This window comes from Vibrio sabulosilitoris (genome assembly GCF_055391395.1).
The window spans coordinates 2,544,895-2,560,449 of record NZ_AP029599.1 but is presented as its reverse complement, the minus strand read 5'-3'; the positions used below and the strand labels follow the sequence as shown (position 1 = coordinate 2,560,449).

At 47.4% G+C, this 15,555-nt stretch carries 15 protein-coding genes; 4 read left to right on the top strand and 11 right to left on the bottom strand.

Annotated features, from left to right (window positions below; all coding sequences use genetic code 11):
* Nucleotides 1–210 precede the first annotated feature (210 nt).
* The gene (locus ACZ5R2_RS12080; protein ID WP_438458113.1) at nt 211–474 is read right to left on the bottom strand and encodes a GrxA family glutaredoxin; all 264 of its coding nucleotides are present in this window, start codon (nt 472–474) and stop codon (nt 211–213) included.
* Nucleotides 475–873: 399 nt separating this feature from the next.
* On the opposite strand from ACZ5R2_RS12080, the gene ACZ5R2_RS12075 reads away from it, so the two are divergent.
* A complete protein-coding gene (locus ACZ5R2_RS12075; protein WP_464899627.1) occupies nt 874–2,121 on the top strand; it encodes an iron-containing alcohol dehydrogenase in 1,248 nt (415 codons plus the stop codon).
* A 57-nt stretch (nt 2,122–2,178) separates the two neighbouring features.
* On the opposite strand, the gene ACZ5R2_RS12070 is transcribed toward ACZ5R2_RS12075, so the two are convergent.
* From ACZ5R2_RS12070 to ACZ5R2_RS12050, 5 genes are all read right to left on the bottom strand, one after another.
* Nucleotides 2,179–3,033, bottom strand: coding sequence for a MurR/RpiR family transcriptional regulator (locus tag ACZ5R2_RS12070; RefSeq protein ID WP_438458115.1), 855 nt, complete (start codon nt 3,031–3,033; stop codon nt 2,179–2,181).
* Nucleotides 3,034–3,346: 313 nt separating this feature from the next.
* The gene (panP, locus tag ACZ5R2_RS12065; protein ID WP_464899626.1) at nt 3,347–4,993 is read right to left on the bottom strand and encodes a pyridoxal-dependent aspartate 1-decarboxylase PanP; all 1,647 of its coding nucleotides are present in this window, start codon (nt 4,991–4,993) and stop codon (nt 3,347–3,349) included.
* 117 nt (nt 4,994–5,110) lie between these two features.
* Entirely contained in the window at nt 5,111–5,629 is a 519-nt protein-coding gene (locus ACZ5R2_RS12060; protein WP_464899625.1) for a hypothetical protein, read from the bottom strand.
* Nucleotides 5,630–5,641: 12 nt separating this feature from the next.
* On the bottom strand, nt 5,642–6,547 hold the full coding sequence (locus ACZ5R2_RS12055; RefSeq protein ID WP_464899624.1) for a LysO family transporter: 906 nt from the start codon (nt 6,545–6,547) through the stop codon (nt 5,642–5,644).
* Between the two features lie 42 nt (nt 6,548–6,589).
* Nucleotides 6,590–7,510, bottom strand: a complete 921-nt coding sequence (locus tag ACZ5R2_RS12050; RefSeq protein WP_464899623.1) for an HDOD domain-containing protein — start codon at nt 7,508–7,510, stop codon at nt 6,590–6,592.
* A gap of 411 nt (nt 7,511–7,921) precedes the next feature.
* Between ACZ5R2_RS12050 and ACZ5R2_RS12045 the strand changes: the two genes are divergently transcribed.
* Complete coding sequence (locus tag ACZ5R2_RS12045; RefSeq protein ID WP_464899622.1) at nt 7,922–8,491, top strand: TfoX/Sxy family DNA transformation protein; 570 nt, start codon at nt 7,922–7,924, stop codon at nt 8,489–8,491.
* Nucleotides 8,492–8,573: 82 nt separating this feature from the next.
* Here ACZ5R2_RS12045 and ACZ5R2_RS12040 read toward each other — a convergent pair whose 3' ends face one another.
* From ACZ5R2_RS12040 to ACZ5R2_RS12030, 3 genes are all read right to left on the bottom strand, one after another.
* Complete coding sequence (locus tag ACZ5R2_RS12040; RefSeq protein ID WP_464899621.1) at nt 8,574–9,116, bottom strand: hypothetical protein; 543 nt, start codon at nt 9,114–9,116, stop codon at nt 8,574–8,576.
* Between the two features lie 178 nt (nt 9,117–9,294).
* Nucleotides 9,295–9,795, bottom strand: coding sequence for a response regulator (locus ACZ5R2_RS12035; RefSeq protein ID WP_464899620.1), 501 nt, complete (start codon nt 9,793–9,795; stop codon nt 9,295–9,297).
* Nucleotides 9,792–11,735: an ATP-binding protein gene (locus ACZ5R2_RS12030; protein ID WP_464899619.1), complete on the bottom strand. Its 1,944-nt coding sequence runs from the start codon at nt 11,733–11,735 to the stop codon at nt 9,792–9,794. The genes ACZ5R2_RS12035 and ACZ5R2_RS12030 overlap by 4 nt, the downstream gene beginning before the upstream one ends.
* Before the next feature lie 181 nt (nt 11,736–11,916).
* Between ACZ5R2_RS12030 and ACZ5R2_RS12025 the strand changes: the two genes are divergently transcribed.
* On the top strand, nt 11,917–13,173 hold the full coding sequence (locus ACZ5R2_RS12025) for a DUF945 family protein (RefSeq protein WP_464899618.1): 1,257 nt from the start codon (nt 11,917–11,919) through the stop codon (nt 13,171–13,173).
* Nucleotides 13,174–13,313: 140 nt separating this feature from the next.
* The gene (gene serC, locus ACZ5R2_RS12020) at nt 13,314–14,408 is read left to right on the top strand and encodes a 3-phosphoserine/phosphohydroxythreonine transaminase (protein ID WP_464899617.1); all 1,095 of its coding nucleotides are present in this window, start codon (nt 13,314–13,316) and stop codon (nt 14,406–14,408) included.
* A 53-nt stretch (nt 14,409–14,461) separates the two neighbouring features.
* On the opposite strand, the gene minE is transcribed toward serC, so the two are convergent.
* Both minE and minD read right to left on the bottom strand, forming a co-directional pair.
* Entirely contained in the window at nt 14,462–14,722 is a 261-nt protein-coding gene (gene minE / locus ACZ5R2_RS12015; protein WP_464899616.1) for a cell division topological specificity factor MinE, read from the bottom strand.
* Nucleotides 14,723–14,729: 7 nt separating this feature from the next.
* Nucleotides 14,730–15,542 carry a septum site-determining protein MinD gene (gene minD, locus ACZ5R2_RS12010; protein WP_464899615.1) on the bottom strand — a complete coding sequence of 271 codons (813 nt, stop codon included), beginning with the start codon at nt 15,540–15,542 and terminating at the stop codon, nt 14,730–14,732.
* Nucleotides 15,543–15,555 lie beyond the last annotated feature (13 nt).

Sequence of the window (15,555 nt, the reverse complement as noted above, 5' to 3'; positions counted from 1 at the left end):
CAGAGTTCAGAGCCTGTATCTTGAGGTTACTTGGGTATAAAGAGTGGGCGAATTGTAGCGGATTATCAGTAAAAGATAAGCCTTAAAATGAAAAATCATACAATTATTTTCACAGTGTTGACTTGATAGGAACAAGGATCTCACTTGTGCGACGGGAAAAATAAAAAACCGCTGAAATTTCAGCGGTTTTCTTAAAATCATGGCTTATTCTTAAGCGAACAGACCTAGGTGCTCTTTTGCGTACGCTTCGAAGTCGTCACAGCCGCCAATGTGCTCTTGATCGATAAAGATCTGAGGTACAGTCTCAACTGGCTTGCCAACGGTTTTCTCAAGGTCAGCTTTTGAGATGCCTTCTGCGTGGATGTCAACGTAGCGGAAGTTGAAATCATCGCGCTTCTCTTTAAGAGTTTCTGCATACTCTTTTGCACGAACACAGTAAGGGCAACCTGGGCGACCAAAAATAACGACAAACATAATTATTCTCCTTTGTTTTATGGCAGTAACTATGCCTGAAAGCCGTTGATAAATAAAGTGGTGCTTACCTGTTACTGCGATAGATAAAATCTATCAATTGGATTAGGGGTGGCGTAATCCCAGTTTTATGTCTTTAGGTTTATGGCTTATCAAGTTTGGCGCTTGACGACGAGTATAGATGAAGACACTAGACTTAAGAGTGCAATAAGTTAGTTGTCAGCGATTAGACAATAGATGCATGGCGGTTCGAGAGGGGCAGCGAACATGAGCACAACGTGATTGTTTTCAAAGATCTCCTAATCGAATCAAAGCGATGGTGAAAGCATTGCACTAGGTCAAGCCATGCAAAGTCGAGTTGAGAAATGATCGAACAAGATTCTAACGAGAGGTAGAGTGTCTATGTTCAATTTTATGACCAGTGGTCGTGTGGTGTTTGGAGCCGGTGCCTTAGTTAATTCGCTTTCTTTGATTCGGCAGTACGGCTACAGCGTACTGTTGGTGACAGGGAAGGGAACCCAACGCTCCTCGGTGATCCTTGACTATCTCGATCAGCAAAAATTACGTTATCAACATATCGTTATCGGTAATGAGCCGAATATCACTATGGTGGAAGAGGCCGCTACAATGGGGCGAAAATTTCGCCCAGAGGTGGTGGTTGCCTTCGGTGGCGGAAGTGTCATCGATATGGGCAAGGCACTGGCCGCTGTGATCCCGAATCAGGGCAATGTCTATGACTATGTTGAGACACTCGGACGTGCAGTCCCTCTGAAAACCAGGCCACTGCCTATTGTCGCTATCCCAACAACGGCTGGTACTGGCAGTGAGGTCACCCAAAATGCGGTGTTGCGCTCTGGGCAAGACAAACTTAAGGTCAGCCTACGGGACCCTGACATGTTGCCTAGGCTTGCGATTATTGACCCGACATTGACCTATGGCACCAGCAGGGATGTGTCGGCGCGTGGGGCGATGGATAGTTTTACCCATCTTATGGAAGCGTATGTTTGTAATCAACCCAACCCCTTTAGCGACATGTTGTGTGAAGAGGGGTTTCGTCGCATCAGTCGTTCTTTGGTAGAGGCATGCCTATACGATAGTCACAAAGCGCGTCAGGACTTATCATTTGCCGCAATGCTTGGAGGTATGGCCTTAGCCAACGCCAAGCTTGGCGCGGTGCATGGGCTCGCGTCAGCGTTAGGTGGTGAGCTCAATGCACCACACGGCGTTATCACAGCGCGCCTAGCGCCCCTTGTGATGCGCGAAAACATTCTCAACGCAGAGGCGAATAATCAAAAAGTGGTGCTAGAGCGTTACCAAAAGATGGCACAAATGCTGACGATGAAGAGTAACGCGAATGTTTATGATGGCGTACAGTGGGTCGAAAGCGTGCTAGCGACGTTAGGTATACCGTCCCTAACGGAATTTGGGATGTGCCATACACGCTTTGATGAAGTTGCGGATAACGCCCTAAAGTCCGAGGATATCGGTGGTAATAATGGTCAAATTGACAAACAAAGAATGATCACTATTTTAGAGTCCGCGTGTGCTTTTGAAGGGTGCCAGACGACGCAGCTTGAGCCAGTCAATGGTTACTACTTGCGAGAGCTAGTCGCAGATTCAATGGCGGCCATGAGTGAGGCGCCCCGCTAATCTGCACAGAAGTATAAAATATGCCCTCGCAAGAGGGCATATTGAGGTGATTTCTATCTAGGCTTGATTAAGCTTCTCATAACGAGAGTCTTTCAGTGCGTCTTTGACGCGGCGGAGGTTTTCTCTAAATCCAGTGCCACGGCGCAAGGTGAACCCGGTTGCTAGAACGTCAATGACGGTCATTTGCACCACGCGACTCGCCATTGGCATGTAAACATCGGTGTCCTCGGGTACATCGAGACAAATAGACAGCGAGGCCGCCTTATCAAGCGGAGAGTCCTTGGCGGTAATGGCGATCACGGTTGAGCCGTTCTCGCGCGCAAGATGCGCTATCTCAACCAGGCTTTTGGTACGACCGGTATGAGAAATCAAGACAAACACATCGTTATCCGAGCAGTTAATACACTGCATTCGCTGCATGACAATGTCTTCAAAGCAACTGATTGGGATATTAAAGCGAATAAACTTGTTTTGCGCATCGCGTGCAACCGATGATGACGCGCCCAAACCGAAGAACGAGATACGCTTGGCCTGAGTAAGCAAATCGACGGCGCGATTGACTTGGATAGAATCGAGGCTATTTTTGGCCACATCAAGACAAGCCATAGTCGATTCAAAAATCTTATGAGTATACGCCTCTGGTCCGTCACTTTCCTCTACGTTGCGGTTAACGTAAGGCGTGCCGTTCGCAAGGCTCTGCGCCAAATGCAGTTTAAAGTCAGGAAAACCCTTGGTATCTAAACGACGACAAAAACGGTTGACGGTAGGCTCACTAACATCCGCCATCTTGGCCAGTGTTGCGATACTAGAGTGGATAGCTGTCTGTGGTGATGCCATTATGACTTCGGCAACTTTACGTTCAGACTTACTAAAGTTTTCGATGTTATTTTGAATTTTCTCTAATGTATTCATAATGTTCACGACGGGGAAGAGAGAACAACTCGCTGGTTAGTGTCTATGCCCAATTCACTTAAAATGTAGATAAAGAAGACAACCAGCACCACAAAATCAGTATAAACCGTTAAAAAATAAATCCTTTATCTTATTATTGATAATATGACCCGCCTCAAACTTAATTTAATAAAACTACGAGATCCAGCGCTCCTACGCACTATCAAGCGTGTTTTTGTGTGAGTTTTGTCGGTTCAGTTACAAGATTATAGAAATAAATTTTCAGTTTAGCGAATGTGTCACCATTCGCCTCTGGAGTTTTCTAATACTGGGGTTACGCCTCACTTTGCAAGGCTAATGCACACGCCTCGTCTAGTTTGGCGAGCAACCTAGGTGCCTGCTGGGCAATCTCTCTTTGTTCCTTGAGGACGCTAGCTAAAACAGACTGGGTTGACAATGGGTTGGCCAACACCACTCGAAAGACGATAGTGTTTCGACCTTGCCACTTAATCGGGTTCAGCTGCGTGCGCGAAACGAACGATTTGCCGGTTTCACGCTGGCGTTTTTGAATAAATTTGGTGAGGTCATTGAGCAGCTCATGGATGAGTTCGCTCTGCCCAGGCTCAGCATACTCGAGCACTTGTTTAACATGAGCCGGCATGTAGCGATAGGTCAACAGGCATAGCTCGGGCTCAGACACCAGTTCAAAATCTTCCTGCTGCTTGATCAAATCCGCAAAATAACGCGCTTTTTGAATGCCCTGGTCAATGAGCATCTCATAGCCTGGTCGGCTGATAATATGCATTGCCGCATAGACCAGCATCGCCATACCAGAGCGCGAGCCCTCTAAAGAGTGACTGCCAAGATCTTTAGAGCCTTTGCGCAGAATGTATTGTGCATGGTGCTCAATCGACTTCATCGCCTCGGGGGAACGGAACAACACCATGCCCGCACCCATAGGAATATACAACTGTTTGTGCGCATCGATAGTGACTGAGTCGGCCAACTCGATACCATCGAGTAGATGACGATGATGATTGGACATCAAGGTCGCGCCGCCCCATGCCGCATCCACATGGAAATGACACGCTTCCTGCTGACAAATTGTCGCGATATCTTGGAGAGGATCAATACTTCCGGTCTCGGTGGTACCCGCGACACCAACCACAGCAAACGGCTTGATGCCATGCTGCTTGAGCTCCGCGATCTTGGCTTTGAGTGCTGACGGAATGATACGGTTATTGCTATCGGTTTTGACTGCAACCAAGCCCTGTTGGCCAATACCAAGCACATCAGCGGCTTTTTTCAGTGAGTAATGTCCACGCTCCGAGACTAGAATTGCCAGTCCCTTGTAGCCATAGTGCATCATCGCCGAAAACAGGCCCTCTTTTTCTACGCCTTGGAACTCGCCCTGAGCTTTGAGTGCGTTGTTGCGAGCGACCCAAAGTGCGGTAATGTTGGCGATGGTGCCACCCGAACAAAATGCTCCGAGAGAGTGCCTCGCACTGTGCATCCACTGCTGATAAAAGTCATCATCAGCACGATAAATAAGTCGGTGCAGCATCCCAAGCACTTGGCGCTCAAGGGGTGTAAATGCCTTTGAGGTTTCGATTTTGACCAAGTTCTGATTCAGCGCAATCATAATTTTAGATAGCGGCATCAAAAAATACGGCAAAGCCGAGGTCATATGGCCAATAAAACTTGGTGACGAGGTATGTACAGAATGTGATACCAGGGTGTCGAGTAGGTGCTGGGTATGGTCGGAAACAAACTGAGGTTGTTCCGGTATTGCCGGGTTGCAGAAGTCTTTCTCAATTTCGCGCAGCGGTTTCTCTTCCGCGACGATGTGTTCGCGCAGAAAGTGATTGAGGTTTTGTGAAATTTTGGCTTCTATCTGGGTTAACGTGGAATCTGGCCCTTCGGGCACAGTAAATATACGTAACAAGCTGTCGAAGCTGACGTCTGCTGTTTTTTGATCCATAACTCTTTCGCGTGTTTATCTGATACCTAATCCAAGCGAGCAGCACAATCTAAACCAATTTGACGGTAATGTCTTGTAATAATTTAGCTGAAAGTGCTGCCATATCTTGACTGTCTACTATTTGTTACAGACTTGGCGTTGTAACTGATCAATGGATTGGTTGTATTTGTTTAGTAGAGGTTGGATCTGTACTGGGTGGCTGAGCAAATCAGCAAACGCAGAGCGGAGTTCATAGTTTTGCTCATGAGGCTTCGCTTGGCGATCTTGGTAGGTAGTGAGGGCAGCTTTGCCCAAGGCGTCATCCCGCTCACTTAAGGCTTTCACTTCGGTTTGCTCGAGGTTGAGCCAGGACTCAACCGGCTGCTCGGTGGCGACTTTCTGCGGCTCATTGACAAGGTAATAATGAACCGCAATGCGATTTAACTCAAAATGGTTTCTTCGGCCTTGGAGAAACCAAGCGCTGACCTCTTCAAGTTGAGGGTATTGCTCGACAGTGAGATCCGTCAGGTCTTGATACCACTGCATAGAGGCGTCGATATATCCGTCATAAATTGCCGCGTAACAATCACTCTTGTTGTCAGCCAGTGCATTGAGCGAGAGTAGGGCAGTCAAAGTTGCAACAGCATAGCGTTTCATTAAATTTCCTTATTATGCAACGAGAGACACAAAGAATAACATAAGAACAGGTACCAGTAAGCTTAGAATAAACCCACTGACGATGGCGACGGGCACGCAGCGGACACCACCAGTTGTCTGGATGACAGGCAAAGTAAAGTCCATCGCCGTCGCGCCAGCGTATCCGATAGCGGTGCATGGCCAATTGCGGATCAAAAGTGGGATAAACACTAAGGCGATGAGTTCTCGCCCAAGTTCGATAAGGAAAGAAGCGCCCCCAAAAACAGGACCGAATGCGTCCCCCATCAGAATTCCGGCTAACGAATACCAGCCAAAGCCAGATGAGAGAGCCAATGCTTGAAAAATCGGAATATCGAGGACTAACGCTGCGATGATCCCGCCAAGCCACGAACTCAGCACAATCAATAAAGCCAGCATCATCCCATGTTTGTTGATCAGGATCTGTTTGAGGGTTAAACCACTGTTTCTTAGCTGTATGCCTATGAAAAATAGCAATAAAATCAAAATAGACTCGCTGGCCTTATCGACCCAACCAAGGCTTACAGGCAACACTAGGCCCGCGACAAGCCCGCCACCAACAACAAAAATGAGCTTCAGCGATTCCAGCGCCATTTGTGATAAGCGTAAGCGGTTTTGGCTGGTCCCTGTTTCGATTGGCATCCACTTATCTACCCAGGGCAAGGTGCAGAGGTTGGCAAGGCTGATAAATCCAAGGAAGGTGACGGTGTAGGTCAAGATCAACTGTAGGTTGGAACCCAGGTCATCAAGCGCTGCTAAACTGAGCCCCATCAACGTGAGAATCACATAAATAAGGGAGGATGTGGCTTGATTGACGAGCGCTAACCGTTGCTCGTTGCGCACGACAAACAGGTACCCCAAACATAAAGGGGCAAAGATAAAAATCATCCCTGAAAACATAGTTTGTAACTTCCACTGGACTAAATTGGTGCTTCGAGTCAGTTACAGTCCGCTAGCCTGAAGTACATCAACCAACTTTTCACGGAAATCCGACTCACTTAAGTTCGACAGGTTATACAGTACCTCGGCACCATTTGCATCAATTTCAACGAAGTGCGAATCAAGTGCTTCATCTTGACGACGATACAGTAGGATGTGATTGGCAATACGGGCTAGATCAAGATAGCCAAAGGTTTCTTCTGTCTTATCACTTGCTCGGTTAGTGGCTACGTTGATAAAGTCGGCATCAAAGCCCCAATGCTCTAACACCAGTTTACTGGCAGTGATGCATAGCGACTCAAACACCGGTAAGGCCAGTGCAGGGTCAAGATAATTTCCTTCCTCAAGATAGAAGTGGTATTCGTTAACCAAGCTATACAGGCCAATATCGGCGAGTAGGCCAACTAGCAACGCTTTGTCTAATCCGACAAGGCGGAAATTGGCGGGCTCAAGGGCCTTGAGTTCGCGAAGAGCAACCACCATCGTCGCTCCTAGCTCGCGCGAGGACACCGCGCTTTGAGCCAGTATCTTTTCACACACAGGGTTGAATGAGATCGACATTTTAAGCTGTTGAATGGCTTGCGCGGTGACGATATCGCGTACGCGAATAATACCCAGGCGTGACACCGCGGTGACCAAATCAGTACAAGTAATGTTCCGTCGGTTAAAAATAACCGAGTTTGCTACTTTGATGACAGTCGCAGCCAGGCTAGGGTCTTCTAGCAGGCAGTCGGCGATATCAGAGACCGTGGTGTTTTCTTCCGTCGCAAGCCGCTGAATATTAGTGACAGCAATAGGAATGGGTGGAAGAGATACTTTTCCAGCGGAAATGGACCGGGTCACTCGTTGTGAGAACTCACTTTCAAGGCCCTTTAGAATAGTGTCTCGCTCGGGGGAGAGCCAAAAAAATGACAGATGTTGCATTAGACGGTACCAAAATTTCAATCCGGAAATTTTACCGACTTATGTTCCCCAAAAGCAATACTTTATCTAGCACAGGATTATTATCATGGGATTTGTCGGTGGAACATCACATCATTTACGACTGATATTACATTAATCGTACAAATTATTAGTCTTATGCTAACTGTAGCTAAGCGAATATCACGCGTTGATCGCTTTGTGCACTGGGGCTAATGCGATACAAAGCGCAGTTTTTGGTGTTTTACCAGGCCTTGATGTGACACACATCGTGGTGTCAGCTAAGATTTAAAAAAAACTAGTTGCATATTAAAATGCGCTGGATTGCATAATAAAAATACAGGCTAGATTATTTTCGCTGCTGTTATCTGGAGATCAAAGTTAATCGGGGTTTGGGTTAATGGGTCAAAGGGTATGACAGAACAACAATTTTTAGATTACACCGACAAGCTAGGTCAATTTCATAAGCGCGCGATGTTTGGCGCGACCGGACTATTCGAACAAGGCGCTATGTTCTGCCAGTTTAGAGGTGGACGGTTTTATCTTCGAGGCGGTGGAGGTCTCACTGACAAGTTACTCGAGCAAGGGTGTGAGCGTTATTGCCAGATAAAAAAGCAAACCTGTGCAATGGTCAATTACTATGATGTGACCCAATTGTATCAGGATGATAGAGTCCTGCTAGACGGTTTGGTCAGAGAGTCGATAGAGGTCGCGGTATCACAGCGGACGAGGAAAAGCACATTGCGCAGTAAGCGGTTGAGAGATTTGCCTAACATGCAATTGACGCTCGAGCGGATGTTGAAGAAATCCGGTGTTGAAGACGTTGAAACCTTGGTTGAACTTGGGCCGTTAAAGGTTTTTGAACGCGTAAAATTAACCTACGGAAATGATTTAGATAATAAGCTGCTTTGGAAATTGATAGGAGCTATTGAGGGGGTGCATTGGAAGGTGCTACAAGCGTTTAATGAGCGAAATAGCACTTGAGAGCGGGCCCGGATGCGGTCAGTCATCAAAAGTTCAAACAGAAAACAAAAAACCCAAGGCTTGGCCTTGGGTTTTTAACTGGTTAGAACATAAATCGAGTGGTCAGCATAAGCTGCTCGTTGTATGTATCATTAATGCGGAACTCTGCACCCAGTGAGAAAAGCTCAGTTGAGTGGAAGCGTGCATGGAGCGAACCAATGACGTCTTCCTCACTGTTAATCGAAACATAACCAATCTTTGCACCGACCTCGAGCTGTGGCCCAAGCCATTGACGCACGCCCAGGTTTACCTCGACGCCTGTTTCGGTGGCATCAAAGTACTGGGCGCGAAACAGCATCTCACCAGTCACATCTGCCCAGTTAGTCGCTGGGGCGTGGAAACCAAGACCCGCAGCTGCATCATAGTCGCCTTCCATCTCTGTATCGATACGTGCAACGAAGTGTGCATTAGGGTGAATGGCCTTACTAAATTGAGCGCCAACCGTGACAGGGCTAATACCAACGCGAGTTTCAAGATAATCGTAACCAAAGTTGCTCATGACAGCGCGTTCGCGCTCACGATCTGAGTTAGCCATTGCCTGAGTTGAAAGCACAGCAATAGCAACTGCGACTACAGTTTTACGCATACGTAAATAACACCTTATTTGACTGATTATTTTCCAGGTCGTGGACATACTCCATGTGTTGTGTATCAACAACATTGACCTGTTAATGAGCGATATTGGAGACAATACCGACTCTTATCCCTTAATACCGACCATCATAATCCATCAGCTTTCCCAAGTCACCCGGTCCGTGGACGTTTTACTCGCCAAACTGAGCTCTTTGTTCACTTAATGCATTGAGAATTCGCTCCGTATCTAGGATTGACGTCCAGTGCATCAGATCAGGGTCGTGCTCTATCACATAATCAGTCAGTAACTTGGTGACGCTGTCACGCAAGGTGGCACCATCCCAGGGCTTGGCGATGTAATAATCAAGGTGAGCCTGATTTACAGCGAGGATGGTATCCTCGAGATCAGCTTGTCCGGTCAACAACACCTTCTTGGCCCTCTGGGTTTGGGCTTGATTGTCGAGCTCGACAAGGAAAGATATCCCCGTTTGAACAGGCATAATATGATCGCATAGGATCAGGGCTAAAGCGACGTCATCTTGATTGGTGAAGGACTCAAGCACCTGCTTGGCTTCTGCAACCGACTCCGCCGCTTCGATGATAAAGTTCGCCTCGAATGACTCGAGATCTTGCTGGACACTGTCTAAAACATGTCTTTCGTCGTCGACGCACAATATGAGGTACTTGTTCATAAATTCTCCTTAATTTGTTGTTGGAGTATCGGTAACCAAACGGTGAAGCAGGTGCCTTCATTTGGCGTCGATTGCAGCTCAATTTTCCCTTGATGAAGCGCTACCACCTGTTGACAGACAGAGAGACCTATTCCAAGGCCAAAGTGCCCCTCGCTCTTGGTGGTAAAGTTTAGGGTAAACACCTTATCAATCAGCTCTGGTGGAATACCATGACCATTGTCCTGCACACTGACAGTTATCCAACGATGCTCGTTATCCGTTTCAATCCCGGTTGTCACCGTTAAATGGCCGTGTTGCTCGGGAAAGGCATCGATAGCATTAGCAATCAAGTTTGTCCAAACTTGTTGTAGCGCATTAGGTTGACAATAAAGTGGGGGAGTAGGGTTGTAAACCTTATCCACTTTGTGGAACTTCAGCCTGTTTTCGAACATAACCAGGGTATCGTCGATACCCTCAATCACATCCGCAAACTGAAAATGCTCTTCTCCCGGTTTGGCATAGCCTTTTAAGCTACGCACCATCTCTCCTATACGCTTAGCGCAATGCTCCATACTGCGTAAGGTACTGCCTGTTTGGTGGAACGACTCGTAGTGTTTGATGAGGTCGATAGCCCTGTTGGGGTCGGCCTTGATTTTAGCCAGCAGCGTCTGATTACTTTCCATCCCAAGGTTGACCAGTTTTTTGGCAAGAAGGCGATCACCGGTGTGTTGTTCGAGCGCACGCGCTCTTTTACGCAGCTCGGCGGTGGAGAGGGGATTGGAGCTTAAGGCGTGCTCAAACAGTTGACGGCTGAGCTGGGTGTCGATTGGCTGGTGGTCCATCTCTACCAATTTCTGAACATTATTGGTCACCAGTTCAGTGCCACGCATGATAGCGGCGATAGGATTATTGATTTCATGCGCAACGCCGGCGACGAGTTGGCCAAGAACGGCCAGCTTCTCGCGCTCGATTAATTGCTGATGCGCGACTTCAAGCGATTCAATGGTCTTTTGTAACTCAAGCTTGGTGAAGATACTGCGTTGCAGGCGACGGTTAAAGTGTCTAAGCAGCAGGTTGGTAAACAGCGGTAACAAATCGGTGTTGGAATTCATAACCAGGGTAAAGATGTCACGATCAAGCTTAATTACTTCGGTTTGACATAGGGTTAAACCGGTTGAAAAGGACAGTTCGCCAGTGACAAATGACATGCCACCCACGATATTGCCTTTGCCGTGACGCACTACCTCACGCTGAATGCCAAAATCATCTTTCTTATACAGCGCCACCTCTCCCTTGGTGATAAACCACAAGAAATGATTCTCTTCTCCCTCCTTGGTCAGGAGGTGGTCGGCAGAGTATGTTCGGCAAGCGTTGGACTCATCACCCTTGGCAAAGAATTCGCGTAATGCTTGGATTACTTTATCCGTAAGCTCTTGATCAGAAACAAGATGGTAATCAATGAAGCCACGTTGGTAATGCTTGACCTTAGCATCAATATGGCTTCTCAGAATCCGTTTTTGGTCGAGTACTGAGGTGTAATTGAGCTGGTGTTCTTTCTCCTGCTCAATAATAAAAGTTGTGAGCTCTTTGATGATAACTGGACGCAGCTCATCGGAATCAAAAGGCGTAGTTTGACAGTGATCTAGCCGGCCGAGGTTGACTGCGTTGATGATTGCACCTATCTCCGCTTCACTGGCGACGAGGATGCGCCTCGCGGGTGTGTGCAGGGTGCTGTGTTCGAGTTCAATTAGCAATTGTGAACCTTCGAGCAAGTCGTAGTGCTGCGCGATAACCATAGCGAGTGGCTGCTGGTTGGCGGTTGAATTGATAATATCACGAGCACAGTCGAGTGAGCTGACATGACGGATATCAAACAAGGGCTCAAGTTGTTCAAATAGTGGCTTGAGTTGTGTTTGAGCGTGTTGATCTTCAAAAACACTTAAAATTGCGAATCGCTTCACCGAAACTCCATTTTGCAAACTAATCGCCGGCTGTTGACACACCGAGCAGTAATACGACTAATTTTAACAGCGAAAACATACAGAGTATGAGAGCTTGGTATGAGAAATTTGCTCTTCCACTAAATAAAAGCAATACTCTGATTTATCTCAAGGTTTTTGATGTAGTTTAAATGAGCAATTTATGACACAACTGAAAAAAATGGCAGCCGCGGGTGGTGTGGTAGCCTTGGTACTGTGCTGGCCTTTGGCCGTCGGGCAGATTGGCGAGAGAGTGATTGAAGATGGCATTGCTGATGCGAACAGTGACCTAATCAGTGCTGAGATCATCCATTATGACCGCGGTTACCTATCTGCTGATGTTCAAACTCGATACACCATCATCGATGCGGAGCTTAGAGCTGAGCTAGAGCAAGCGGGGATGCCAACAGAAGTGAGCGTAAACAGCGAGTTATCTCATGGTTTAGCCAGTATTTCTGCCCGTTCAACCATTGCCAACTTTCCCATTCCAGCTGAGCTGAATACGGTGACGCAGCTTAATGGCAACACCGACTATCAACTTGATGTATCGAGTTGGCACTTCCAGCCACAAGACAATCCAGAGCTAGTACTGACTATTTCGCCTTCGTCTGCCACAGGCACTATGACGGTTTTGGGTGAGATTGATTTCTTGCTCGACATCCCATCGATTTCACTAGACTTCAGTTCAACCGGGGAAGGGGTGCGTATTGATGGACTCAAGGCTCAGGGTGAAGGGAAAAAGGCCAAATATATCTGGCTGGGAGAGCAAAGCGTCGAAGTCGAGCAAATTCGCTTGGTCGAAGTCGGCGAGAGTAGCGGACTTGAGAATGCGAAATACACTTTTTCGGCATTTGAAGATATGGAAACGGGGCGTTTAAGTAGTACCCATAAGGTCGCAATTGGCCGGATAACTACCCAAGATGGTGTGGTCAGAGATCTGGATATCGATTTCACGATAGGTGATCTTGACCAATCGTCTTTCGCGGCAATCATGGATATTTACCAAGAGGCAGCGGTACTAACCGAGCAGGATGTTATCAGCAGTTTGCCTCACATTGAGGCCTTGATTGAACGTGGTTTTCATCTGCAGATGAACAATATGGCGCTCAAGCTTGGCGATGGCGATTTTCAGTCACACTGGAAACTTGAGGTACCAGAGGGAACACAGGGACTGCTGTCAGATCCTATGTCAGTGACCAGTGCAGTAACCGGACAACTGGAAACCGTGTTTACTCACGAGCTTGTCGATGAGTATCCATTTATCCAACAAGCCATCGATGAAGCGATTATCATGGAAATAGTTGAGACGACAGAGACAGGTTTTATTATTAAAGCCTCGCTTGAGCAAGGCAGTCTTGTCTTTGCAAGTGGGCAGAAAATCCCGTTATTTGCACTGATTATGCCTTTGATGATGCGTTAATTTCAGCAAAAGACGAGCTAGCCCTTTGGCGTACTCAAGTTGTCGAGTTGACTTGGATACGCTGAAGGGCTTTTTTATTTGCCGAAAAAATGGTATTAAACCAACAACTAATAAATATTTATGCAGGAGCAACCGAAATCATGGAGTCTGTGAACGACCAAGTTTTTAATTTTAGTGCGGGTCCAGCAGCCTTACCCAAGGCTGTTATGCTCAAAGCCCAACAAGAGCTTGTTGACTGGAATCAGATGGGAACATCTGTAATGGAGATCAGTCACCGCAGTAAAGAGTTTATTCAGGTTGCAGCGGAAGCGGAGCAAGACTTACGCGACTTGCTCAATATTCCCGATAACTACAAGGTGCTGTTTTGCCAAGGTGGTGCCCGTGCCCAGTTTGCGGCAGTCCCTTTGAACCTTCTTGGTGACAACAATAAAGCGACTTATATCGATGGCGGCTATTGGGCGATCAGCGCGGTAGCGGAAGCCAAAAAATACTGTCAAGTCGATGTGTTTGATGCTAAGACCGATATTGATGGCAAAGTCGCCGTTATACCCGCATCAGAGTGGACAATAGCCCCAGACGCTGCTTACGTACACTTCTGTCCGAACGAAACCATTGATGGCATTGAAATTAATGATTTACCGGCAACGGATAAGCCGATTGTGGCCGATATGTCTTCGACGATTTTGTCACGTAAGATTGATGTATCAAAGTACGGCGTGATTTATGCCGGAGCACAGAAAAACATCGGCCCTGCAGGTATTGCGATTGCGATTGTTCGTGATGATTTATTGGAGCTTGCCCAAGAGGCCTTGCCAAGTATTCTTAGCTACAAAGTGCTGGCTGAGAAAGAGTCGATGTTTAACACCCCACCGACATTCGCTTGGTACCTGTCGGGTTTGGTATTTAAGTGGCTCAAACAGCAGGGTGGCGTGGAAGCGATAGAGAAGGTCAATCGTGAGAAAGCGGCGATGTTATACGACTATATCGATCAGTCGCCTTTCTACCGCAATAACATCCATGAGAATAACCGTTCATTGATGAACGTCCCTTTCCAGTTAGCGAAACCAGAGTTGGATGCCAAGTTCCTTGAGCTTGCCGCCGAGCGAGGGCTTGCTGCGCTGAAAGGGCACCGCGCCGTCGGTGGTATGCGTGCATCCATCTACAACGCGATGCCGCTTGAGGGCGTCAAAGCGCTAGTCGCATTTATGCGTGAGTTTGAGGCGCAGTACGCCTAACTCAGGCTAATCTATGCAAATCAAAGAGCCAGCAAATGCTGGCTCTTTGTTTACTAATGATCGTCAGGTAGCTTGACATTAAGTTCTAGCACTGAGATATCGTCATCTTTGTGCTCGAACGTCAAATCGACCATGCTCGGGTCGATGGCAACATACTTACCAATCACCTTAAGAATATCTTCTTTCAGTTGTGGTAAATAGTCTGGCGCTGGGTCGTCATGGCTGCGACGTTCAGCGACGATGATCTGCAGACGCTCTTTGGCCAGGCTTGCAGAGTTTTTCTTTGCCGGTTTGAAAAATTCAAGTAGTGACATAGACGGTTTAGCCTCCAAACAGTCGTTGGAAAATACCTTTCTTCTGTTCAGTTAGGAAACGGAAAGTCACCTCTTCACCAAGCAGACGTTCTACGGTATCAGCATAGGCCATACCTGCATCAGATTCTTCATCGAAGATCACAGGAACACCTTTGTTCGAGGCATTGAGAACGGCTTGGCTCTCAGGGATCACCCCCATAAGCGGAATGTGGAGGATCTCTTCCACGTCTTCGACGCTCAGCATCTCGCCTTGCTCAACGCGCGCAGGACTGTAGCGAGTCAACAACAGGTGTTGCTTGACCGGCGGCAAGCTCTCTTCAGCGCGGCGTGATTTTGAGTCCAGAATACCAAGAATGCGGTCTGAGTCACGTACTGAAGACACTTCTGGGTTGGTGGTCACAATCGCTTCGTCAGCAAAATAGAGTGCCATCAGTGCACCTTGCTCAATACCAGCAGGTGAATCACAAATCACAAATTCAAAGCCAGCATCATCTAACTCTTGCAATACTCGCTCAACCCCTTCGCGCGTCAATGCATCTTTATCACGTGTTTGTGAGGCGGGAAGAATAAATAGATTGTCGTTGCGCTTGTCTTTGATCAGCGCTTGGTTCAGGGTGGCTTCACCATTAATTACGTTGACGAAATCATAGACTACGCGACGCTCACACCCCATGATGAGGTCCAAGTTACGCAAGCCAATATCAAAATCGATAACTGCCGTTTTTTTGCCTTTGAGTGCCAAGCCAGAGGCGATCGCTGCGCTTGAGGTCGTCTTACCCACGCCGCCCTTTCCTGAGGTCACTACAATTACGCGTGCCATATTTTATCCTTTT